Genomic DNA, 22,121 nt, shown 5'->3' with positions numbered 1-22,121 from the left:
AGAAGGTGCCGTTTCCCGGCAACCGCTTGCCTTGCCGCCGGCATGAGCCCGGCATGGCGTCCATCCTGCCCCGACGAAAGTTCTTACGTGCGCCGACTACTAGCAATTCTTCTTCCCGGACTGCTGCTGCTCACCGCCTGCGGTGGCGGCGACAAGGCGGCCCCGGAGCCCACCAGCCAGTCCGCCGGCGAGACCGCGAAGCTGGACTCGCTGAAACTGACCGACAACGGCGACAAGAAGGCCCCCGGCGTCGACTTCACCAAGCCGCTGGAGGTCAAAGACCCCACCATCAAGGTGGTCACCGAAGGCAACGGCGACAGGGTCAAGGCCAACCAGGTCGCAGACATCTCGATCGTCGCGTTCAACGGCAAGGACGGTTCCACTGTTGAGGACACCTTCCCGAAGGACCCGGAGAAGCTCGAACTCAACGACGACCTGAAGTCCGGCAGCGCCGTCATCTACAACGCGTTCGTCGGCGCCAAGGTCGGCTCCCAGCTGGCCCTCGCCGTTCCCGGCCAGGCCGGCGCCGAGGGCGCCCCCGCGCAGCCCTCTCAGCTGATCGTCATCAAGATCCTCGCCGCCAAGGACGCCCCGAAGGTCCTCGACAAGCCCGAAGGCGACGCCGTGACGCCGCCGGCCGGCCTGCCGACCGTGAAGGATAACGACAAGGGCGTTCCGGTCATCTCGGTCAACGGCGTCGCCGCACCGACCGCGCTCGTCTCCCAGGACCTGATCAAGGGCAAGGGACAGGCCATCAAGGAGACCGACACCATCACGGTGAACTACGTCGGCGCGACCCTCGCCGACGGCAAGGTCTTCGATTCCAGCTTCGACAGCGGCAAGAAGGCCTCCTTCCCGCTCAACGGCGTGATCAAGGGCTGGACCCAGGGCCTGACCGGCAAGACCGTCGGCTCCCGCGTCCTCCTGGTCGTTCCCAAGGCCCTCGCCTACCCCGAGGCCACTGCCGCCAGCGGCCAGCCGGTCGGCGACCTCGTGTTCGTCGTCGACATCCTCGGCGTCAAGTAACCCTTCCGCATTCCGCACCACACCCAAGCACCCCGAAGGAGCACACATGTCATTTGGACAGCGCAACCTCGACCGCCAGAAGCCCGAGATCGACTTCCCGGAAGGCGACGTCCCCACCGAGCTGGTCATCAAGGACCTGATCGAGGGCGACGGTGCCGAGGCCAAGGCCGGCGACACCGTCTCCACCCACTACGTGGGCGTGGCCTGGTCCACCGGTGAAGAATTCGACGCCTCCTGGGGCCGCGGCGCACCGCTGGATTTCCGGGTCGGCGTCGGCCAGGTCATCCAGGGCTGGGACCAGGGCCTCCTGGGCATGAAGGTCGGCGGCCGCCGCCGGCTCGAGATCCCCTCCGAACTGGCCTACGGCTCCCGTGGCGCCGGCGGAGCGATCGGCCCCAACGAGGCCCTGATCTTCGTGGTCGACCTCGTGGCCGTCCGCTAAGGGCGTACCACCCCGCCGGGCCCCTAAGTCCGGCACCTTCCGCGGCGGCGCGGCACCCAGGAGGAAACAACTTCCCCGGGTGCCGCGCTTCCGCCGTTTAACGCCGCGGAACTTTAGTAGCCTTGCGGGGTGTCCGCCTCACGTACCGAACGTCTCCTGAACCTGCTGATCGCGCTGCTGAACACCACCTACGGCCTGCGCCGCGGTGAGCTGCGCCGCAAGGTCTACCACGACACCACCAGCTCCGAGGCCGCCTTCGGGCGCATGTTCGAACGGGACAAGGACGAACTCCGCCGCTTCGGCTTCGAGGTGGAGACCGTCATGGATAAGGGCTGGGGCTCTGACGACCCGGCCACCACCCGCTACCGGATCGGCAAGGAGTCCAACCGGCTGCCGGACGTGAGCCTCACCCCCGAGGAATCCGCGGTCCTGATGCTGGCGGCTCAGCTGTGGGAGCAGGCAGCGCTGGGCTCCGCCGCTCGCAACGCCGTCCGCAAGCTCCAGGCCGCCGGCGGCCTGGCCGACGCCGAGCTCCCAGCCGGCGTCCAGCCCCGGATCCGCCCCGCCGGGCAGGTCTTCGAGGACCTGGTCACCGCCGTCCACGCCCAGCACCCGGTGGCCTTCGCCTACCGGGCCGGCAGCACCGGCCGCGAGGAACTGCGCACCGTGGAACCCTGGGGCCTGGGCAGCCGCTTCGGCCAGTGGTACCTGATCGGCTACGACCGTAGCCGCAAAGACAAGCGGTTCTTCCGGCTCTCCCGGTTCACCTCCGCCGTCACCGTCCTGGAGCAGGAAACCTTCACGCCGCCGCCGGCGTTCAACGTCCGCGACCAGCTCGCGGCCCTGCCCGAACTGCCCGTCCGGCACGCCGCCGTCGACGTCGCCGCGGGCTCCCTGCCGGGGCTGCGGCGGCACGCGGCGGACCCCGGCGCAGTGGACACGGCGACCGGAGCGGACGGTGGAGCGGACGACGGCGGAGCGGCCCAGCGCGAGGGCTACGACCGGCTGCTGGTGCCGTACCGGGACGAGGAGACGTTTGCCGCCGAGCTCGCCGCGTACGGGGCGAAGGCCGTCGTCGCCGGCCCGGCCCCGCTGCGGGACGCGGTGCTGCGCCGGCTGGAAGCCGCGGCGGAGTTTTCGGCCGCCCCGGTGCCCGCCGTCGATTTCGCTCCCGCCGGACCGCAGGCAGGGAAGCGCACCCGCAAACGCACCTCCGAAGATCAGCTCAAGCGCATGCTCCAGCTGATCCCGTTCCTGGTGCATAACCAGGGACTGCACATCAGCGAGGTGGCCGACCGCTTCGGCGTCACCCGGAAGGTGCTCGAGGAGGACCTGCAAATCCTGATCTGCTCCGGCCTCCCGGAGGGCTACCCGGACGACCTGCTGGACATCCGCTGGGACGACGACCACGTCTTCATCATCCAGGACCTGGACCTCACCCGGCCCGTCCGCTTCACCGTCGATGAGGCCTGCGCGCTGCTCACCGGCCTGGAGGCGCTCAACGGGCTGCCGGGCATCGCGGAGGGCGGAGCCCTGGAGTCCGTGACCCTCAAGCTCATGGCCGCCGCCGGCGAGGAGGGCCTCAAGGCCGCCGCCCTCTCCGGTCCCGAGGTCACACCCCAGGACTCGGCGGCGCTGGAGACCGCACGGGAGGCCATCCGCTCCGGCTCCCAGCTGCACCTGCAGTACCTCGCCCCGCAGCGCGACGCCTTCTCCGAACGCGACGTCGACCCCCTGCGCCTCTACTCCCTGGACAGCACCTGGTACCTCGAGGCGTACTGCCACTCGGCAGAGGCGGTCCGGAACTTCCGCCTCGACCGGATCCAGGACCTTCGCCCCAACGGCAGGCCGGTGAGCGCCGCCGGAGCGCCCGCCGACGGTTTCCCGGTAAAGCTCTTCACCCCGAACGACGACGACGCCGTTGTGATCCTCGAATTGACCCCGCGCGGCGCTGGCCTGGCGGACGAGTACTACGCCGAACGCACCGCCCCGCTGCCCGGGGGCAACCTCCTGGCCGAGGTGCGCTTCGGCAGCACCGACTGGGTGCCGATGCTGATGGCCCGCCACGGCGGCGACGCCCGCGTGGTGGCCCCTGCGGGGCTCGCCGCCGACGTCGCCCACTGGCTGGCCGCTGCGTTGGAATCGTACGGCGCGGCCGGAAACCCGCCGGCGCCGGCGCACCAGCGGCGGCAGCGCGGCTAGACTGAACAGCATGCCTTGGTGGTCCTGGATCCTGCTCTGGACGGCGCTGATTGCGTTGTCGCTGCTCTTCATCGGCGTGCTCGGCGTGCGGTTGTTCCGGCAGTTCATGGCCACCCTCAAGGATCTCGGTGAGGCGGGGGACCGGCTCGCGGCCTTCGGGGCGGCACCGTCCACTCCCGGTTCAGCCGTTGTTCATGTCGACGGCCTAGGCTCGGACGGCGGCGCGGCAGAAGGCGGCACCCCGGGTCCTGTGACGGCTCCGGGCGCGGCGGTTTTTGCCGCTCCCGCGCTGATGCGTCAGAATTACCATGCATCCAAAGCGGCACGGCAGGAAGCCCGGCGCATTCGCCGGATCCGGCGAAAAACGGAACGTGGCCAGCCGCAGGCACTGCGGGACCTCGATATCCGTTAGTCATTAGGATGTACCTAAACGAAAGGACCACCCAGCATGAGGCTTGAAGGCTGGCATCTCATCATCATCATCGTCCTGGCACTGGTGCTGTTCGCAGCGCCGAAGTTGCCGGGGATGGCCCGCAGCCTGGGTCAGTCGATGCGGATTTTCAAGTCCGAGGTCCGCGAAATGAAAAAGGACGGCAAGCCCGAGGCCGAGGTTGACCCGGACGCCGTCGAGGGCCGCGTGGTCAACCACCCCCGGACCGCAGGCCCCGAAGGCCACCCCGGCGGCGGGACCGACGTTCCCCCGTCCACGCGCGCCTAGAACCACATGGCAGTGACCATGAACCGTCGGTCGAACCCCGAGGGCCGGATGGCCCTGATCGATCACTTCAAAGAGCTGCGCAACCGGCTCTTTAAGTCGGCGATCGCCGTTGTGCTGGGCACGGTCGTCGGCTTCCTGGTTTACCAGCCCATCCTCGCGGCCCTGATCAAACCGATCCGGGACCTCAACGAGCACGAGGGCCGGCAGGCGTCGCTGAACTTCGACGGCGTCGCCAGCTCCTTCGACCTGATGATCCAGGTCTCCGTGTTCCTCGGCCTGCTGGTGGCCAGCCCGGTCTGGATCTACCAGCTCTGGGCCTTCATCGTGCCCGGGCTGCACAAAAAGGAACGCCGCTTGGCGCTCTCCTTCGTGGCCGCGGCCGTCCCGCTCTTCGTCGGAGGCGTGTTGCTGGCCTGGCTGGTGCTGCCGAATGCGGTCCGGGTTCTCACCGAGTTCACCCCCTCCGGCGGCTCCAACTTCATCAGCGCCCAGGTCTACCTGTCCTTCGTGCTGCGCCTGCTCCTGGCCTTCGGCATCGCGTTCCTGCTGCCGGTGGTGCTGTTTGGACTCAACCTGGCCGGACTGGTCAAGGGCCGCCAGCTGCTCAAAAGCTGGCGCATCACGGTCTTCCTGGTCTGCCTGTTCGCGGCGATGGCCGCCCCCGGCGCGGACGCGACCAGCATGTTCTACCTGGCCGTGCCCATGCTGGTGCTGTTCTTCACTGCCATCGGGTTGTGCCTGCTCAACGACCGGCGCCGCGAGAAGAAGGCGGCGAAGATCGACGCCGAGACCGAGGCCACGGCCGACCGCGCCACCCCCAGCTCCGAGCTGGAGAATCTCTAGGCCGGAGCACATTAGGCTGGAAGCATGTCGTTGAACCCTGAGCCCGAGTCGCCCTCCGAGCGCTACCGGGCCAGCGTCGAACGGGCCGCCGAGGCCAGGACCTACCTGGGTGGTTTCACCCGTTCGCTCGCCTTTGACCTTGACCCGTTCCAACGCGAGGCCTGCTTGTCCCTGCAGGCCGGCCGCGGGGTGCTGGTGGCTGCGCCCACCGGCGCCGGGAAAACCATCGTCGGCGAATTCGCCATATACCTGGCCCTGCAGCGCGGCCTCAAGGCGTTCTACACCACGCCCATCAAGGCCCTCAGCAACCAGAAGTACACCGAGCTGGCCGGCAAGTACGGCGCCGACAACGTGGGCCTGCTGACCGGTGACACCAGCATCAACGGCGAGGCCCCAGTGGTGGTGATGACCACCGAGGTGCTGCGCAACATGCTCTACGCCGGCTCCGAGACCCTGGACGACCTGGGCTTCGTGGTGATGGACGAGGTGCACTACCTCGCCGACCGGTTCCGCGGCGCGGTCTGGGAGGAAGTGATCATCCACCTCCCCAGCGAGGTCCAGGTGGCCTCGCTCAGTGCCACCGTCTCCAACGCCGAGGAATTCGGCGCCTGGCTGGACACCGTCCGCGGCCAGACCGACGTCATCGTCTCCGAACACCGGCCCATCCCGCTCTGGCAGCACGTCATGGTGGGCCGGAAGATCGTGGACCTCTTCGCCGGGGACACCACCTTCGACGAGGTCGCGGCCGCGGGCCCGGCGGATGTTGACGACGTCGCCAGGGGAGACGGGGTCACCGTTGCCGGCACCCTCGAGGGTGGCAGGACGGACGATGGCGGCAGCCGGCCCGCGGCCTCCGCCAAGCGCCGGCCCATCACCGAGAAGGCCGGCTTCGAGGTCAACCCGGAACTGCTCTCGATGGCCAAGGCCGAGAGCCAGATGAACTTCCGCGGACGCTTCGGCCACGGCGGACGCGGCCGGCGCCGGCACCGGAACCAGCGCGAGGAGGCGCCCCAGTCCGTGCAGCGCAGCCCGGTGCGGAAGGCCAGCCGCCCGCAGGTGATCGCCAGCCTGGACCGGATGGACCTGCTCCCCGCTATCACCTTCATCTTCTCCCGGGCCGGCTGCGACGCCGCGGTGGCCCAGTGCGTCTCGGCCGGGCTCTGGCTGACCACGGAGAAGGAACAGGCCATCATCGCCAGCCGCGTGGACGAGGCCGCCCAGGACATTCCCTCCGACGACCTGGACGTCCTGGGCTTCTGGAGCTGGCGGGACGGGTTGCTCCGCGGCCTCGCCGCCCACCACGCCGGCATGCTGCCCACCTTCAAGGAGGTAGTGGAGAAGCTCTTCGTCGACGGTCTGGTCAAGGCCGTGTTCGCCACCGAGACCCTGGCCCTGGGCGTGAACATGCCCGCCCGCTGCGTCGTGCTTGAAAAGCTCGACAAGTTCAACGGTGAGGCGCACGTGAACATCACGGCGGGGGAGTACACCCAGCTCACCGGCCGCGCCGGACGCCGCGGCATCGACGTCGAGGGCCACGCGGTCGTGCTCTGGCAGCCCGGCACCGACCCCGCCGCCGTCGCCGGCCTCGCCTCCCGCCGCACCTACCCGCTCAACTCCAGCTTCCGGCCCACCTACAACATGTCGATCAACCTCGTGGCCCAGTTCGGCAGGGCCCGGGCACGCGAGATCCTCGAATCCTCGTTCGCGCAGTTCCAGGCCGACCGGTCCGTGGTGGGCCTGGCCAAGCAGGTCCGCAGCCGGGAGGAGTCGCTGGCCGGCTTCCACAAGGCCATGACCTGCCACCTGGGCGACTTCACCGAATACACCCGGATCCGCAGGGCCCTCTCCGAGGCCGAAAAGTCGGCGTCGCAGAACTCCTCGCGGGCCCGCAAATCCGTCACCGAGGACTCCCTGAGCCGGCTCCTGCCCGGCGACGTCGTCGACGTGCCCTCCGGCCGCACGCCCGGTCTCGCCGTCGTCCTCAGCTCCGACCACCAGTCGCGCGAACCGCGGCCGGCCATCATGACCATGGAGCACCAGTTGCGCCGGATCGGCCTGCACGACCTCGAGGGCCCCATCAGCCCCCTGACCCGGGTGCGGATCCCGAAGGCGTTCAACGCCAAGGTGCCCAAGTCCCGCCGGGACCTGGCCTCCTCCGTGCACAACGCGCTGCGTGAGAACAGGCCGCCGGCGCCGCCGAATCGCAACGAGGACTTCGGCCGCGCCGCGGCGGCGCCCAACCTGGAGCGGAAGATCACCGAGCTGCGCCGGGAACTGCGCGCCCACCCCTGCCACGGCTGCAGCGAACGCGAGGACCACGCCCGCTGGTCCGAGCGCTGGTGGAAGCTCCGGCAGGAGACCGACGGCCTGGTCCGCCAGATCCAGGGCCGGACCAACACCATCGCCAAGACCTTCGACAGGGTCTGCGGTGTCCTCTCCGTCTACGGCTACCTGGAAACAGGGGAGTCCGGAACGGTCTCGATCAGCCCTGACGGGCAGCGGCTGCGCCGGATCTACGGCGAGAAGGACCTGCTGATTTCCCAGTCGCTGCGCCTCGGAGCGTTCGGTGACCTGGATGCCGCCGAGATTGCGGCCCTCGCCAGCGTGCTGGTTTACCAGGCGAAACGCGAGGACCGGGGCCTGCGGCCCAAGATGCCGAGTGTTTCGCTAGAGTCCGCGGTCGACACTGTGGTCCGGGAATGGTCCGCGCTGGAGGACGTCGAGGAGGCGAACAAGCTGCCCCTGACCGGGGAACCGGAGCTGGGGCTGGTCTGGCCGGTCTTCAAGTGGGCCAAGGGCCGGCACCTTCAGGAGGTGCTCAGCGGCACGGACCTGGCCGCCGGCGACTTCGTCCGCTGGGTCAAGCAGATCATCGACCTGCTGGACCAGCTGGCCAAGATCCCCGGGTTGGAGCCCCGGGTCTCGCGGCTCTGCTCCGATGCCATCAGCCTGGTCAAGCGCGGCGTCGTCGCCTACTCGGCCGTCGCCTAACGCCGGTCAGCTCCCTGGCCCCCACCAGATTCACGGCGGTTCCGGCCGCCCACCGCAGTCACGCCGCCGGAGTGCCCGGCGGCCCGCAGTAAGGAGTTCGTTGTCCATGACCGCTTCACCCTCCGAGTCCCGGCCTGCCACCCCCGAGCGTAAGGTCACGCTGTACCGCAACGGCTCGGTCTACACCGCGGCCGACCCCTTCGCGACGGCGATGCTGGTGGACGGGGACACGGTGGCGTGGGTGGGGTCCGAGCAGGCCGCCACCTCCATCGCGGACGACTCGATGACCATCGTCGACCTGCAGGGCGCGCTGCTGGCCCCTGGCTTCGTCGACTCCCACGTGCACCTGACCGAGACCGGCATCGCCCTGGACTCCCTGCAGCTGGGCCAGGTGCGCTCCGGCGCCGAGCTGCTCGACGCCGTCGCCCGCCACGCCGCCGCGGCATCCGGCAGCAGCACGGGAGCCGGGTCCGACGGCGGGACGATCCTGGGCCACGGCTGGGACGAGTCCCAGTGGTCCGATCCGACCCTGCCCGGCCGCGAGGAACTTGAGCGCGCCGCCGGCGGCCGCCCGGTCTACCTGTCCCGGGTTGATGTCCACTCCGCGCTGGTCTCCGCATCCCTGGCCACCGCCGCCGGGCTGTCCGGGCTCGACGGCTTCGGCGCCGACGGCCAGGTCAAGCGGGCCGCGCACACGGCCGCCCGCCGCGCCGCCCGTGACCTCCCGGCCGCCGCGCTGCGCGGCTACCAGCAGGCGGCGCTGGCCCGGGCAGCCGCCAACGGTTACGTGGCGCTGGCCGAGATGGGCGCCCCGCATATCGGCGGCGTCGAGGACCTGCGGATCGCCGCAGGCTGGAACGACGCCGGCCGTCCCGGCCCGGCCACGGCCGAGGTGCTGCCGTACTGGGGCCAGCTGGCCGGCTCGGAGGCCGAGGCCAGGTCCATCCTGGCGGACCTGGGCGTCTCCGTCCTCGGCCTGGCCGGTGACCTGAACATGGATGGCTCCATCGGCTCCCGGACCGCGGCGCTGCGCGAGGACTACGCGGATGCACCGGGGGAGCGGGGCACCCGGTACCTCTCGGTCGATGAGGCCGCCGCCCACATCGCCGCTTGCTCGCAGCTGGGCCTGCAGGCCGGCTTCCACGTGATCGGCGACGCCGGCCTGGACGCCGCCCTCGAGGCGCTGGACCAGGCCGCGTCCGAGGTGGGCGAGCAACGCGTGCGCGCCGCCGGCCACCGCCTGGAGCACGTCGAACTGGCCGACGCCGCCGCGATCGGGCGCCTGGCCAAGTACTCGGTGACGGTCAGCGCCCAGCCGGTCTTCGATGCCTTGTGGGGCGGCCCGGACAGCCTCTACGCCCGGCGCCTGGGCGGCCGGCAGCAGGGCATGAACCCCTTCGGGTCCTTCTACTCCGCCGGCGTCCCGGTGTGCTTCGGCAGCGACAGCCCCGTCACCCCGCTGAGCCCCTGGTCCAGCGTCCGGGCCTGCCTGGAACACCACGACGAGGGCGAACGCATCTCCGCGCGGGCAGCCTTCCTGGGACACACCCGCGCTGGCTGGCGAGCGGCCCGCTACCGAAACCCGATGGCGGGCCAGCTGGTCCCCGGCGCCCCGGCCAGCTTCGCGGTCTGGGAGGTCGAGGAACTCATGGTCCAGGTGGCCGACGGCCGGGTGCAGTCCTGGAGCACCGACCCGCGCGCCCGCACGCCGCTGCTCCCGGCGCTGGACACCGGCAGCGACCCGGTCTGCCTGCAGACCGTCCGCGACGGCGTCGAACTCTACGCGAGCGGTTCGCTGGGCCGCTGACCCGCGGCTGACCCGCCGCCGGCGCGGCCCGAACGGCCCGCCGGCGCCCGGACTCCCTGTCTATAATGGGAAGCTGTGCCCGTCGTCGGCTCCCGCCGACCATCCCGGCCTGCCGACCGCTCCCTCCAAGGAAAGGCCCCGCTGTGCGTGTCCTCACGATCATCCCGACCTACAACGAGCTGGAATCGTTGCCCAAGACCCTTGGACGCCTGCGCACCGCCGTGCCCGCCTCCGATGTGCTGGTGGTCGACGACAACAGCCCCGACGGCACCGGCGCGCTGGCCGACCGGATGGCGGCAGAGGACAGCCAGGTCCACGTGCTGCACCGGGCGGGCAAGGCCGGCCTGGGCGCCGCCTACATCGCGGGCTTCAAGTGGGGTCTCGACGCCGGCTACGACATCCTCGTGGAGATGGACGCCGACGGTTCGCACAAGCCCGAGCAGCTCCCGCAGTTGATCGAGGCCGTGGAGCAGGGCGCCGATCTGGCGATGGGTTCCCGCTGGGTTCCCGGCGGCAGCGTGGTCAACTGGCCGCTGTACCGCCAGGCGATTTCCCGCGTCGGCAGCACCTACGCCCGCATCATGCTCGGCGTGAACATCAAGGACGTCACCGGCGGCTTCCGCGCGTTCCGCCGCAGCACCCTGGAGAAGCTGAACCTGGATTCGGTCGATTCGGTGGGCTACGGCTTCCAGGTGGACCTGGCCTGGCGCGTCGCCCGGCTGGGCCTGACCATCGTCGAACGCCCCATCACCTTCGTCGAGCGTGAGCTGGGCGCCTCCAAGATGAGCGGCAATATCGTGGTGGAAGCCATGATCAACGTCACCAAGTGGGGCCTGACCGCCCGCTGGAACACCCTGAGCCACAAGCTCGGCCGCAAGTAGCCAGGGGCCGACCGGCACAACGGCGCAGGCAAAGCAGACAAACAAAAAGCCGGGCCGGAACCCCTGAGGGGTTCCAGCCCGGCTTTCTTTGTGTAATGACCTAGGCGGAGCGGCGTTCCCCGCGGCGTTCGCGGAGGATGGTGAGCCGGTCCTCGAGGATCTGCTCCAGCTCCGGCAGGGAGCGGCGTTCCAGAAGCATGTCCCAGTGCGTGCGGACAGCTTTTTCGTTGCCGTTGACCGGACGCTCGCCGTCAACCAGGAGCGCTTCTTTACCGGTCTTGGAAACCCATACGGGGGGAATCTCGGCCTCGGAGGAGAAGGTGACGAATACCTGCTCGCCGTCCGCGCAACGATATTCGACCCGCTGGCGCGGAGCGGGCTCGACGCCGGATTCGGTCTCCATGCTCTGTGCGCCCAGGCGCATACCCCGCAGGCTGCGATCGCTCATTTTTTCTCCCTCATGATCGGTTCGCAGGGCCGGAACCCTGCGCTAGTCCGTGGGCTGAACCCGCCGGACTACTGTGTGCATTGCGTTCTCCGGTGAACCCGTTGCAGGCGGCGCGGCCGGTCGGAGGACCTGCCGTTGTGCCGCGGTGTTCTGCCACCGGATATAACGCTCAGCGAAGCCTATTTGTTCCAGCAGGGTGAACCGGCCGGACAAATACTCCACTATACTCTGCCGGGGGCCACCAGGCAAAGGGGAACGCGGCAAAGGGGGCGCGGTAAAGGCAAAGCGGCAAAGAGAACGCCGGGCCGCTGCCGGCCCGGCGCTCCCAGGATTTCGCAGGGAGTGCGGTCAGTGCTCCGCGGCGCCCGCTGCAGTGCCCGTCGACGACGTAGCTGCCGGGACTGCCGACGTCGTCGGTGCCCCACCCGCAGCCGGCGCACCGGCCGGAGGTTCGGGGGAGAGGCCGCCCAGGGCGCCGCCGATGCCCTTGAGGGCCTCGCCCACCTCGCTGGGGATGATCCAGAGCTTGTTCGAGCTGCCCTCGGCCAGCTTGGGCAGCGTCTGCAGGTACTGGTAGGCCAGCAGCTTCTGGTCCGGGTTGCCCTGGTGGATCGCCTCGAAGACCTTCTGAATGGCCTGGGCCTCGCCGTCGGCCCGCAGGATCGCCGCCTGGGCGTCGCCCTCGGCCTTGAGGATGGAGGACTGCCGCTGGCCTTCGGCGGTGAGGATCGCGGACTGCTTGGTGCCCTCGGCGGTCAGGATCGCGGCGCGGCGGTCACGCTCGGCGCGCATCTGCTTCTCCATCGAGTCCTGGATGGAGTGGGGCGGATCGATGGCCTTGAGCTCCACCCGGGACACCCGGATGCCCCACCGGCCGGTGGCCTCGTCCAGCACGCCGCGGAGCTGGCCGTTGATCTGGTCGCGGGAGGTCAGTGCCTCCTCCAGGTTCAGGCCACCCACCACGTTGCGCAGCGTGGTGGTGGTGAGCTGTTCCACGGCCTGGATGTAGTTGGCAATCTCGTAGGTGGCGGCGCGGGCGTCGGTGACCTGGAAGTAGACCACGGTGTCGATGGAGACCACCAGGTTGTCCTCGGTAATCACCGGCTGCGGCGGGAAGGAGACCACCTGTTCGCGCAGGTCCAGCAGCGGCAGGAGCCGGTCAACGAAGGGGATCAGGATGGTCAGCCCGGGGTTCAGCGTCCGCTGGTACTTACCGAGCCGTTCCACCACGCCGGCCCGGGCCTGCGGGATGATCCGCACCGACCTGACCAACACGATTATCACGAACGCCACGAGTACCAGCAGTACAACTGCGACTGCGATATCCATACATCACCTTTTCCCCAGATATGTGGTTTTGCTGTGCGGCGGGTCCGCCGCGGGATCTCACGTTGTGTGCTTGCGGGCCTAGGCGCCGGATTCGGCAGCGCCCGGGTCGAGGGCTGCGGTGCCGCCGCGCGGGACGACGACGGCGGTGGCGCCGTCGATCGCGCTGACGGTGGCGGTCTGGCCGGGTTCGAGGACGCCGGAGTCCAGCCGGGCGGTCCAGACGTCGCCGCCGATCTTGACCAGGCCGCCGGCTGAGCTGACCTGCTCCAGGACGACGGCGGGCTCGCCGATGAGGCGTTCGATGTTGCTGCGCTGGTCCGCGGGACTGCTGCGCAGGTGCTTCAGGGCGACGGGGCGGACGAAGCCGACCATCAGGAGGGACACGACGCTGAAGATGACGATCTGCAGCCAGAGGTCCGCTCCGCCGAGGGAGGCCGCCAGGCCCGCGAGTGCGCCGCCGCCGAGCATGATGAAGAACAGGTCGAGCGTCAGCATTTCCACCACGGCGAACACCAGGAACACCGTGAGCCACAGCGCCCACCAGTTGTCGGCCAGCCATTCAAACATCGTCTCCCCCTGGATGTTTTCTTGGTACGGTGCCGCAGACGCGGCCCCGTAAAGTCTTTCCATCCTAGGCGGGATGCGGTGCCAGGTGGGGTTCCGGTCCGGCAGTAGCCGGGAACGTAGTGAAGTCGTTACCCGCCGGCGGGGCGCGGTTCTGGCCGCCGCTCCCTCTACAGCGGCGTGAAGACGCTGATCCGGAACCGGGCCGTCACCGCGGTGCGGGAGGCCAGGCGAGCCCGGGTCTCCTCGAGGGATGCCCGGTCCAGGTGATGCCCGGCGGGGCCCATCAGGGCGAGCTTCACGACGTCGTCGGGCGTGAGGTCCAGGGCGATGTCCACCTCGCGTCCGGGCAACGCCGTGAAGTGCCCGGCCAGACCCGCCGCCAGCCGTTCCTCCTTGGCCGGTTCGATGCCCAGCATGCCCGTGGTGCCTGCGACCTCCGTTAGGTGTCCTGGGCGCGGGGTCACCACGATCAGCCTCCCGCCGGGGCGCAGGACGCGGGCGAATTCGGCGGCGTTGCGCGGCGCGAAGACCACCATGACCACGTCGACGGCGGCATCCCGGACGGGCAGCGGCTGCCAGATATCGGCGACGAGGTTCGCCGCGCCAGGATTCAGCCGGGCCGCGCGGCGCAGGGCGAACTTCGAGATATCCAGCCCGACGGCGGCGGCGGGAACCCGGTCCAGGACGGCGCGGAGGTAGTGACCGGTGCCGGTGCCGGCGTCCAGGATGGCCGGTCCGGCTTCCGGGGCGCCTTCAGCGGTGCTGGCTTCCCCCGCCGCCCCGCCTCCGGCGCCCGTCAGCGCAGCCGCGGCGAACTCCGCGAGGGCGTCGGCCAGCGGCCGGTAGTGGCCGGCGGACAGGAAGTCGTGCCGGGCCGCCACCATGTCAGCCGAGTCCGATTCGAACACGGTGCCCTTGCCGGTCAGGAGGTTGATGTAACCCTGTTTGGCGGCGTCGAATGAATGCCCGGCGTCGCAGACCAGGCCGCCGCCGTCGGCCGCCCCGGGAAGGAAGCCTCCCCGGCACAGCGGGCAGGCGAGGAGGGCACGGGAGGCGGAAAGCATAGTCTCCATCGTAGGGCCGGCCGCCTCCGGCCGGAGGAGCCCGCGGACCTCCCGGAGAACTCCCTCGTCTCCCGCCGCGGCTGGGCGACGCCGGCGCAACGCCGGACTGTGAGGTATTTCACCTGCCGCCGGGACGGGGCTAGGCTCGCACTCGTGAAACCCCAACATGTGACCCTGCTCAAGTCTGTCTCCGCGCCCGCCGTCCACCCCGACGGAACCCACGCCGTCGTGTCCGTGGTGCGCCCCGATTTCGACGCCGATTCCTACGTGGGCCAGCTGTGGTCCGTCTCCGCGGACGCGGACAGGGCACCGCGCCGGCTGACCCGCGGCTTCCGCGACACCGCGCCCGCCATCTCCCCGGACGGGCAGGTCCTGGCCTTCATCCGCGCCGCGGCGGGCGGGAAGCCGCAACTGCACATCGTGGAGGCCGGCGGCGGCGAACCCGTTGCCGTCACCGACGCACCGCTCGGAGTGGGCGCCTTCGCCTGGTCCCCGGATTCCCGCAGCATCGTTTTCGCCGCCCGCACCCCGGAGGACGGCCGCTACGGCACGGTTGACGGCGTCTCCGCAGGCGGCGAGGACGCCCGGCTGATCACCGACTACCAGTACCGGATGAACGGCGTGGGCTACACGGCCGACAAGCCCCAGCAGCTCTTCCTGCTGGATGTCCCGGCGCTCACCGACGAACCCTGGGTGGCACCGGCCGGCCGGGCCCTCAAGGACGCCGGCAAGGACGCGTCCAAGGACGCCGGCGACGCGAGGTCCTCCGGCAAGCTGCCGGATGCGCGCCAGCTGACCCACGCGGCAACCGACCACGACGGCGCAGTCTTCAGCGCCGACGGCAGCCACGTCTACTTCACCGCCGCCCTGCACGAGGGACACGATCGGGACCTGGTCACCGGGATCTACCGTGTCCCGGTGGGCGCCGCTGCGAACGCCGACGGGGCCCCCGCCCCGGAAGAGGTCCGGCCCGCTGCCGCCGGCACTGGCACCCTGTCCATCGGTGCCGTCCGGGAGAGCCGCGACGGCCGCCACCTTTACTTCCTGGCCCAGGACCTCGGTCCGGAGGGACTGGACTTCGTGGCCCGCAACACCGCCCTCTACGTGATGCCCCCGGCAGGCGCGGACGCGGTCCGGCTCAGCGACCCGGAAACCCAGGACATCGCGGGCCCGCTGGAACCGGCCGGGACGGACAGCGTGCTGGTGATGAACAACGCGCGCGGTGCCGTTGAGCTGCTCCGCGTCGGCCCCGACGGCAGCAGCACCGCTCTGACAACCGGGCCGCGCGTGGTCACCGGCGCCGCGGATGCAGCCGGAACCGTCTGGATCAGTTTCACCGACGCCGGGACCTCCGGTGACGTCGCCGTGCTCGGCGGGGGGGAGCCCCGGACGCTCACCGACTTCTCGGCTCCGCTGCGGGAGGAGGCCGGCGTGCTGGTGCCGCAGGAGCTCACCTTTGCCTCACCGGACGGCTACCCGGTGCACGGCTGGCTGGTCATGCCCGAGGGCAGCGGCCCGCACCCGGTGCTGCTGAACATCCACGGCGGCCCCTTCGCGCAGTTCACCGGGGCGCTCTTCGACGAGGCGCAGGTCTACGCCGGTGCCGGGTACGCGGTGCTGATGTGCAACCCGCGCGGCTCTGCCGGCTACGGCCAGGAGCACGGGCGCAGCATCAAGGAGCGGATGGGCACCGTGGACATGCAGGACGTCCTGGCCTTCCTCGACGGTGCGTTGGAGAAGTTCGAGGAGCTCGACGGCGGCGCCCTAGGCATCATGGGTGGCTCCTACGGCGGCTACCTGACGGCCTGGACCATCAGCCACGACCACCGCTTCAAGGGCGCAATCGTCGAACGCGGCTTCCTGGACCCCGTAAGCTTCACCGGCTCGGCCGACATCGGCTGGTTCTTCGGCGGCGAGTACACCGGCCGCTCGGCGGAGCAGATGGAAGCCCAGAGCCCCATGGCCCGGATCGGGGAGGTGCGCACTCCCACCCTGGTGATCCACAGCGAGGAGGACCTGCGCTGTCCGGTGGAGCAAGGCCAGCGCTACTTCACGGCGCTGAAGCAGCAGGGGGTGGAGACGGCCTTCCTGGTCTTCCCGGGCGAGAACCACGAGCTGTCCCGCTCGGGCACGCCGCATCACCGCCGGCAGCGGTTCGAGCAGATCCTGCAGTGGTGGGGCCGGTATCTGCCGACGGCCACTAACGCAGTGTCCTAAGCCCCGGGCCCTAGGCCCCCGGTCCTAGGGCCGCGCGTCACCCGGGCCCGGCAGGAATCCCAGTTCCTGCCGGGCCTTTGTGATGTCCGGCTGGGCCCAGCGGGCGGCGTATTCGGTGTTGGTGGTCAGGGACCGCAGTTCTGCCCTGTCCAGATACAGCACGCCGTTGACGTGGTCCGTCTCGTGCTGGACGATCCGGGCCTGCCAGCCGGTGAACTCCCTGGTCTTCACCTCGCCGTCCGGGTCGGTGAAGGTCAGGCGCACCGATTCGGGGCGCAGGACGGCGGCCTGCAGTCCGTTGACGGACAGGCACCCCTCGTAGAAAGCCTTCCGCTCTGTGCCGAGGGGTTCGTAGCTGGGGTTGAGCATGGCGAAGAACTCCAGCGGCTGCCGACCCCGGACGGCAGCGACCTCCGGGTCGACGTCGAACGTGTCCTCCAGCACGGCCAGCCGCAGCGGGATGCCCAGCTGCGGGGCGGCCAAACCCACCCCCGGCGCTTTGTGCATTGCCCGGCGCATCAGATCGATCAGGGCGGACAGGGTGGGGGCGTCCAGCTGCCCCGTGAACGGGGCCGCGCTCTGCCGGAGCACAGGGTGGCCAGCCTGCACGATCGGCGGCAGCACTCCGGCCTCGAGGATCCGGTGGACGGTTTCCCGGATCCGGTCGTCGAGGGAGGGAGTCCCGGCGGAATCGGTGTCCGCGCTGGTCGGATCGGTGTCTGGACTGAGGTTGCTGGCGTCTGCTGGCATGGCTCCAGACTACTGGCGACCGCACGCGGCGGTGACGAAATCGTAGATCCTGCCGCGCAGCGCCATCCCGGCGTCGATCTTGAGTGTGCCTGCCCGGCCTGCCACGGTGACGTGGAGCGGTATCAGCGTGCCCACCTTGTCCTCGGCCACGGCGTGCGGGTCGCACCGCGCCGGCCGCAGGCCCAACGGGACCACGCGTTCGGGCTGGTCGGCGGTGATCTCCAGCCCGTGCGGCCACGGCGCCGCGGCGTCTTCGGCCAGCAGCGTGGTGCCGCCGACGCCATCGATGGTGAGCGCTTGCTTCGACGTCGAATCTCCAGCGTGGCGCGGGGTGATGACGAGGTCGACGACGGCGGCGCGGCCGTCTGCGGTGGGCCGCAGGTCCGGGGCGAACCGGAAACCCGCGACGGCATTCGCCGCCTGCGCCACGCACTGTTCGTCGTTGTTCCGGGTCAGCACCCCGAAGGGGTCGGTGACGGCAACCGTGACCTGGCGGACCGCCCCGGTGGTGTCACGGAGCCGCAGGGTGGCCTCGCCGGCCTTCGCTTCGCTGCCGGATGCCGTACCCGTGGCCTCGGTTCCGGCATTGCCGGATGCTTCGCCGGCCGCCGGGCACGCTGCGGCCGGGAGCGGGGCTGGCAGGCTCTTGGCTTGGCCCGGCGGAAGTTCGGTCCCGCCGCCCGGGGTCGTCCAGCCGATGGCACCGGCGAATAGGGCGGTGGTCACGTCGGCCGCCTCGACGGTGAGGGCGGCGGAGGTGGTGTTGGTCAGCTGGATTTCGACGATCTGCTTGCTGTAGTTGTCCCGGAACTGGTTCATCGCCGCGGTCACGGGTGCAGCGGACGGGGTGCCGGTCGGGGCAGACGCGGTGGCGGGGACGGAGGACCCGGGCGTGGGCGCGGCCGGCGGCGATGTACCCGTGGCGGCGGGGCCGGCGGGGCCCGTGGGGCCGGTGCAGGCCACGGCTACGAACACGGACACCAGCAGCGGCACGATCGTCAGCGCGGCGCGGGCCCGGTGTGGCGGGATCTGCGCCGTCCGCCGTTCCGGCGGTGGCCTGCGGCGGGTCGGAGGGCTGCCCATGCGGCCAGTGTAGGCGCGGGTGCCGCACCGCGGCAGGAGCCGGCTCGGGGAGGTGCCGGGTCCGGGGCGGTTGGTCACTCGGTTAGTCTCAAGGTATGACTGACGCCGCGCCCCTGGATCGTGTGCTGGGACTGCTCCGTGCCATCGAGTCCGGTGCCGGGTCCGCGGCGTTGGAGCCATTTCTCGCCGAGGACTATGTCCTGACGGAGGCTCCCCACCTGTTGGACCCCGCCGGGAGCACCCGGACCCGGGAGCAGGTGCTCGCCGCCGCAGACCGCAGCGGAGAGGTCGTGACCGGGCAGCACTTCGACGTCCGCCGGACCACGTGCGAAGAGGATCGGGTGGCGGTGGAGGCGGAATGGTCGGCCGTCCTGCAGCTGGACCTGCCGCTCTGGGACAAGGGTGAGACCATCCGCGCCCGGACCGCCTCGGTCTTCGAACTCCGCGACGGCCTGATCGTCAGCCAGCACAGCTACGACTGTTACTACACCCCCGAGTAGGCGCCGCCCACACGTCAGTGCACGGTGAAGGGGCTCACTGCATGGTGAAGCGGCGGGCCGTCCACCGGTTCAGCGCCGGAACCGCGGCGGCCGCCGCAATTGCCCCGTTCCGGGCCGCGAGGAGTCCCGCCGGCAACGGCCGTCCCAACGCCATATTGATTTCGGATTGCCGCACGGCCCGTGCCGCGGCCCTGAGCCTGCGGTGCTCGAACGCCCGCACCCCGGGCGCCATGGACGGGTCATGGGCCCGCCCGGTGGACAGTAAGGAGGGAATGAGGCCGGCCAACTCGACGGCGTCCAGCCAGCCGAGGTTCATTCCCTGACCGCCGATCGGGCTGATCTCGTGGGCGGCGTCGCCGATGAGGACGCAGCGCCCCGCGGCCATCCGCCGGACCAGCCGCGAGCGCACGCCGAAGGTGCTCAGCATGGTGTTGTTGCCGGCGTCGACGGTGACGCCGGTGCGCCGTCGAACCTCCCCGGCCAGCCCATGTGCCCCGTCGCCCGGGATGGTGCGCCCGTTGAGGCGCACCACCCAGCGCCGCTGCCGGCCCGGCAGCGGGAAGGACTCCACGATCCCGTCGGCTGCGAGGAAGAGCGCCGCGTCCGGGCCGAGGTCGGTACCGTCGTCGAAATCGCCCATCAGGTACCGGTCCGGGTAGTCCCGGCCGTGTGTCCCGAGGCCCGCGGCGGAGCGCACCGTGGAACGGACGCCGTCGGCGCCGACGACCAGGGACGCCTCGAACTCCTCCTCGTGGCCGGCGCTGTCGGTGCGCACCCGCACGGGGCCGCCCTCCCGGCCCCCACCGGCCAGGCCCGTCACCCGTACCCCGCAGCGGACCGCCCCGGGGTCCAGGCCGCGCAGCCTGGCCGCCAGGACCTCTTCCGTGGTGTTCTGCGGTAGGGACAGCACGAACGGGTAGGGCCCGGGCACTGCATTGAAACTCATCTCCGCCAGGGTGCGGCCCGCGTTGACCGCCACGCCGCGCCGGATCGGGACGCCCCGGCGGATCAGCTCCTGGTCCACGCCGGCGCGGGACAGTGCGTTCAGGGCCGGCGGGTGGATGCCGATGGCGCGGGAGTGCCCGCCGGTCCCGGCGGTCCGGCGTTCCAGGACAGTGACGGATATCCCGCGCTGCAGAAGCAGCGTGGCCAGAAACAGGCCGACGGGCCCGCCGCCGACGATCGCGACGTCGATCACGGGCGACGGCCCGGCGTCGCGGAATCGTCGGACGCGCCCTGAGGGTTCCCGGTGCCGGGAGGGACCTCACTGGCGGGGCGCTCCAGCAGTAGGAGGTTGCGGAACGGAAAGCCGGGCCGCACCGTCCAGCCCGGGGGAGCGGCGGCGCGCAGTTCGGCGGGCGTGTAGCTGCGGCGGATGGACGTCAGCCCGTCGGCCCGGATGAACGATCCACGGAATGGCAGGGCGGCGCCGGAGAACAGCCCGTAGGCCAGTGCGCTGCGCCGCAGGTCGTTGTGCAGGACCAGCCGGCCGGCCAGCGCCGCCGACTCGGCCAGGAACCCGGGCAGATGGTCGTCCGGGAGGTGGTGAAGGACGTGGTTGGAGACCACGACGTCGAACCGCTCCCCGGCGGCCAGGAGCCCGGTGGTGTCCTGCCTCCGGAAGCTGACTCCTGGGGCCTTCCCCGCGGCAGCCCGGGCCTCGGCGAAGGCGGCGGCCCGCGGGTCCGGGTCCACGGCCGTGACCCGTAGCGGAAGCCGGTCGCGGGCGGCCCAGCGGGCCAGCCGGACGGCGACGTCTCCGCCGCCACAGCCGACGTCCAGCAGGGACACCGGGGTCCCTGCCGCGAGAAGCGGCCTGAGGTGCTGCCGGTAGATCCCCCGCCAGCCCGAGACGGCGCGGTTTACCAGGTCAAACTGCGCGTAGGTGCGCTCCAGCCGGCCGGGGTCACAGTCATCCCGGTCCATTTCCTCGACGGCATCGGCCGCCCGGACACTCAGCAGCACGGAAGATCTCAGGCCAGGGCGGACGCGGCGGACGCCGCAGCGGCCGGCTTCAACGCGCGTGGGGAATCCTCACGAGCCCCGGTGACCTTGGTGAACAACGCGGTCTCCACGGTCAGCCCCGGCCCGAACGCCATCGAGCAGATCCGCTCGCCGCGCCCGTCGCCGTCGTCCGCTCCCGGATCGGCGGGAAGGTCCAGGATGTGCCGGAGGACGAAGAGCACCGTGGCGCTGCTCATGTTCCCGTAGTTGCGCAGCGTTTCCCGGGCCGGCCGCAGTTGCTCCTTGCTGAGGCCCAGCCGGGCCTCGACCTTGTCCAGGATGCTGCGGCCGCCCGGGTGGATGGCCCAGTGCCGGATGTCGCCGTACGCGGCACCGGCCAGTGAGGGGTCACGGGCCAGGAGGGGTTCCAGGGCGCCGACGATGTGTTCGTCGATGATGTGCGGGACATAGGTGCCAAGCACCATTTCGAAGCCGGCGTCGCCGATGTTCCAGGCCATGGCCTCCTCGCCCACGGGGGTGAGTACGGTTTCGAAGTGGTCCAGGGTCATCAGCGCCGGCGCGTCCGGAACGTCCCTGGCCGTCACGACGGCGGCGGCCGCCCCGTCGGCGAAGAGGGCCGAGCCCATGATGGTGTCCGGGTCGTTCGAGGTGCGCACGTGCAGCGAACAGAGCTCGGCGCAGACCACCAGCACCACGGCGTCCGGATCCGCCTCGCAGAAGGAGGCGGCGGCCCGCAGCGCCGGGAACGCGGCGTAGCAGCCCATGAACCCGAGGTGGTACCGCCGGACGGAGGGTTTGAGGCCCAGGCCGCGGACGATCTTGTAGTCGGGTCCGGGGTTGAAGAACCCGGTGCAGGAGACGGTGACCAGGTGGGTGATGTCCTCACGGGCGATGCCGGCGCAGGCGTCGACGGCCTTTTCCGCGGCCTCGATGAAGAGTTTGCTGGCCTCGACGGCGAAGACGTCGTTGCGGGCCTTGGTGCCCGGGCTGAGCAGCATCCCGGTCGCGGCGTCGAAGAATTGCGGGTCGGCGGCGGTGCTGCGCGTGGTCAGTTCATCGACGGCGGTGTAGCGCGTATCGATCGCGGCGCCGTCGAAACACGTGGCCACCAGGCGTGCGCCGAGCCTGCTGAGGCCCGGCTGGGCGGCGAAGACGTCGCGGGCTTCGGACTGGATCAGGACAGTGGGCGGGACAGCAGTTTCCAGGGACCTCAGGTAGACCGTCATGGTTCATTCTGTGGGAGCCCGGGGGATTAGACAATGGCGCCCCGGATCCGGCCGCCGCCCGC

General features: G+C 70.5%; 20 protein-coding genes. 11 read left to right on the top strand and 9 right to left on the bottom strand.

Going from position 1 to position 22,121, the window contains the following annotated elements:
• Positions 1 to 87: 87 nt before the first annotated feature.
• From ACFUCU_RS02770 to ACFUCU_RS02730, 9 genes are all read left to right on the top strand, one after another.
• Positions 88 to 1,026, top strand: coding sequence for an FKBP-type peptidyl-prolyl cis-trans isomerase (locus ACFUCU_RS02770; protein WP_377970519.1), 939 nt, complete (start codon positions 88 to 90; stop codon positions 1,024 to 1,026).
• A gap of 46 nt (positions 1,027 to 1,072) precedes the next feature.
• The gene (locus tag ACFUCU_RS02765; protein ID WP_290257838.1) at positions 1,073 to 1,468 is read left to right on the top strand and encodes an FKBP-type peptidyl-prolyl cis-trans isomerase; all 396 of its coding nucleotides are present in this window, start codon (positions 1,073 to 1,075) and stop codon (positions 1,466 to 1,468) included.
• A 129-nt stretch (positions 1,469 to 1,597) separates the two neighbouring features.
• Complete coding sequence (locus ACFUCU_RS02760; RefSeq protein ID WP_377970517.1) at positions 1,598 to 3,670, top strand: helix-turn-helix transcriptional regulator; 2,073 nt, start codon at positions 1,598 to 1,600, stop codon at positions 3,668 to 3,670.
• Between the two features lie 10 nt (positions 3,671 to 3,680).
• Positions 3,681 to 4,082, top strand: a complete 402-nt coding sequence (locus ACFUCU_RS02755) for a hypothetical protein (protein WP_377970516.1) — start codon at positions 3,681 to 3,683, stop codon at positions 4,080 to 4,082.
• A gap of 36 nt (positions 4,083 to 4,118) precedes the next feature.
• Positions 4,119 to 4,388 (top strand): Sec-independent protein translocase subunit TatA, encoded by a 270-nt coding sequence (gene tatA, locus ACFUCU_RS02750; protein WP_290257835.1) that lies wholly within the window; start codon positions 4,119 to 4,121, stop codon positions 4,386 to 4,388.
• A 48-nt stretch (positions 4,389 to 4,436) separates the two neighbouring features.
• A complete protein-coding gene (gene tatC, locus ACFUCU_RS02745; RefSeq protein ID WP_364135829.1) occupies positions 4,437 to 5,231 on the top strand; it encodes a twin-arginine translocase subunit TatC in 795 nt (264 codons plus the stop codon).
• A 24-nt stretch (positions 5,232 to 5,255) separates the two neighbouring features.
• The gene (locus ACFUCU_RS02740; protein WP_377970514.1) at positions 5,256 to 8,222 is read left to right on the top strand and encodes a DEAD/DEAH box helicase; all 2,967 of its coding nucleotides are present in this window, start codon (positions 5,256 to 5,258) and stop codon (positions 8,220 to 8,222) included.
• A gap of 106 nt (positions 8,223 to 8,328) precedes the next feature.
• Positions 8,329 to 10,029, top strand: coding sequence for an amidohydrolase (locus tag ACFUCU_RS02735; RefSeq protein WP_377970512.1), 1,701 nt, complete (start codon positions 8,329 to 8,331; stop codon positions 10,027 to 10,029).
• A 143-nt stretch (positions 10,030 to 10,172) separates the two neighbouring features.
• Entirely contained in the window at positions 10,173 to 10,910 is a 738-nt protein-coding gene (locus ACFUCU_RS02730) for a polyprenol monophosphomannose synthase (protein WP_290257832.1), read from the top strand.
• 100 nt (positions 10,911 to 11,010) lie between these two features.
• Here the strand turns inward: ACFUCU_RS02730 and ACFUCU_RS02725 are convergent, their stop codons facing one another.
• The 4 genes from ACFUCU_RS02725 to ACFUCU_RS02710 form a co-directional block, all read right to left on the bottom strand.
• Positions 11,011 to 11,358, bottom strand: a complete 348-nt coding sequence (locus ACFUCU_RS02725; RefSeq protein ID WP_290257831.1) for an RNA polymerase-binding protein RbpA — start codon at positions 11,356 to 11,358, stop codon at positions 11,011 to 11,013.
• A gap of 348 nt (positions 11,359 to 11,706) precedes the next feature.
• Entirely contained in the window at positions 11,707 to 12,687 is a 981-nt protein-coding gene (locus ACFUCU_RS02720) for an SPFH domain-containing protein (RefSeq protein WP_377970509.1), read from the bottom strand.
• Between the two features lie 78 nt (positions 12,688 to 12,765).
• Complete coding sequence (locus tag ACFUCU_RS02715) at positions 12,766 to 13,254, bottom strand: NfeD family protein (protein WP_377970507.1); 489 nt, start codon at positions 13,252 to 13,254, stop codon at positions 12,766 to 12,768.
• 167 nt (positions 13,255 to 13,421) lie between these two features.
• Positions 13,422 to 14,318: a methyltransferase domain-containing protein gene (locus ACFUCU_RS02710; RefSeq protein WP_377970505.1), complete on the bottom strand. Its 897-nt coding sequence runs from the start codon at positions 14,316 to 14,318 to the stop codon at positions 13,422 to 13,424.
• A gap of 153 nt (positions 14,319 to 14,471) precedes the next feature.
• On the opposite strand from ACFUCU_RS02710, the gene ACFUCU_RS02705 reads away from it, so the two are divergent.
• Entirely contained in the window at positions 14,472 to 16,535 is a 2,064-nt protein-coding gene (locus ACFUCU_RS02705; protein ID WP_377970504.1) for a S9 family peptidase, read from the top strand.
• 24 nt (positions 16,536 to 16,559) lie between these two features.
• On the opposite strand, the gene ACFUCU_RS02700 is transcribed toward ACFUCU_RS02705, so the two are convergent.
• Positions 16,560 to 17,285, bottom strand: coding sequence for a peptide deformylase (locus ACFUCU_RS02700; RefSeq protein WP_377970503.1), 726 nt, complete (start codon positions 17,283 to 17,285; stop codon positions 16,560 to 16,562).
• Positions 17,286 to 17,294: 9 nt separating this feature from the next.
• Complete coding sequence (locus tag ACFUCU_RS02695; protein ID WP_377970501.1) at positions 17,295 to 18,368, bottom strand: hypothetical protein; 1,074 nt, start codon at positions 18,366 to 18,368, stop codon at positions 17,295 to 17,297.
• 95 nt (positions 18,369 to 18,463) lie between these two features.
• Between ACFUCU_RS02695 and ACFUCU_RS02690 the strand changes: the two genes are divergently transcribed.
• A complete protein-coding gene (locus tag ACFUCU_RS02690; RefSeq protein WP_377970500.1) occupies positions 18,464 to 18,868 on the top strand; it encodes a nuclear transport factor 2 family protein in 405 nt (134 codons plus the stop codon).
• A gap of 34 nt (positions 18,869 to 18,902) precedes the next feature.
• Here the strand turns inward: ACFUCU_RS02690 and ACFUCU_RS02685 are convergent, their stop codons facing one another.
• From ACFUCU_RS02685 to ACFUCU_RS02675, 3 genes are read right to left on the bottom strand one after another with little or no spacing between them, the layout of a single operon-like run.
• Positions 18,903 to 20,066, bottom strand: coding sequence for an FAD-dependent oxidoreductase (locus ACFUCU_RS02685; RefSeq protein ID WP_377970498.1), 1,164 nt, complete (start codon positions 20,064 to 20,066; stop codon positions 18,903 to 18,905).
• Positions 20,063 to 20,833 carry a class I SAM-dependent methyltransferase gene (locus ACFUCU_RS02680; protein WP_377970497.1) on the bottom strand — a complete coding sequence of 257 codons (771 nt, stop codon included), beginning with the start codon at positions 20,831 to 20,833 and terminating at the stop codon, positions 20,063 to 20,065. The genes ACFUCU_RS02685 and ACFUCU_RS02680 overlap by 4 nt, the downstream gene beginning before the upstream one ends.
• Before the next feature lie 8 nt (positions 20,834 to 20,841).
• Entirely contained in the window at positions 20,842 to 22,059 is a 1,218-nt protein-coding gene (locus ACFUCU_RS02675; RefSeq protein ID WP_377970495.1) for a type III polyketide synthase, read from the bottom strand.
• Positions 22,060 to 22,121 lie beyond the last annotated feature (62 nt).

This window comes from Arthrobacter sp. NPDC057259, assembly GCF_042668995.1.
GTDB lineage: Bacteria > Actinomycetota > Actinomycetes > Actinomycetales > Micrococcaceae > Arthrobacter.
This window is presented reverse-complemented; position numbering and strand designations above follow the sequence as displayed.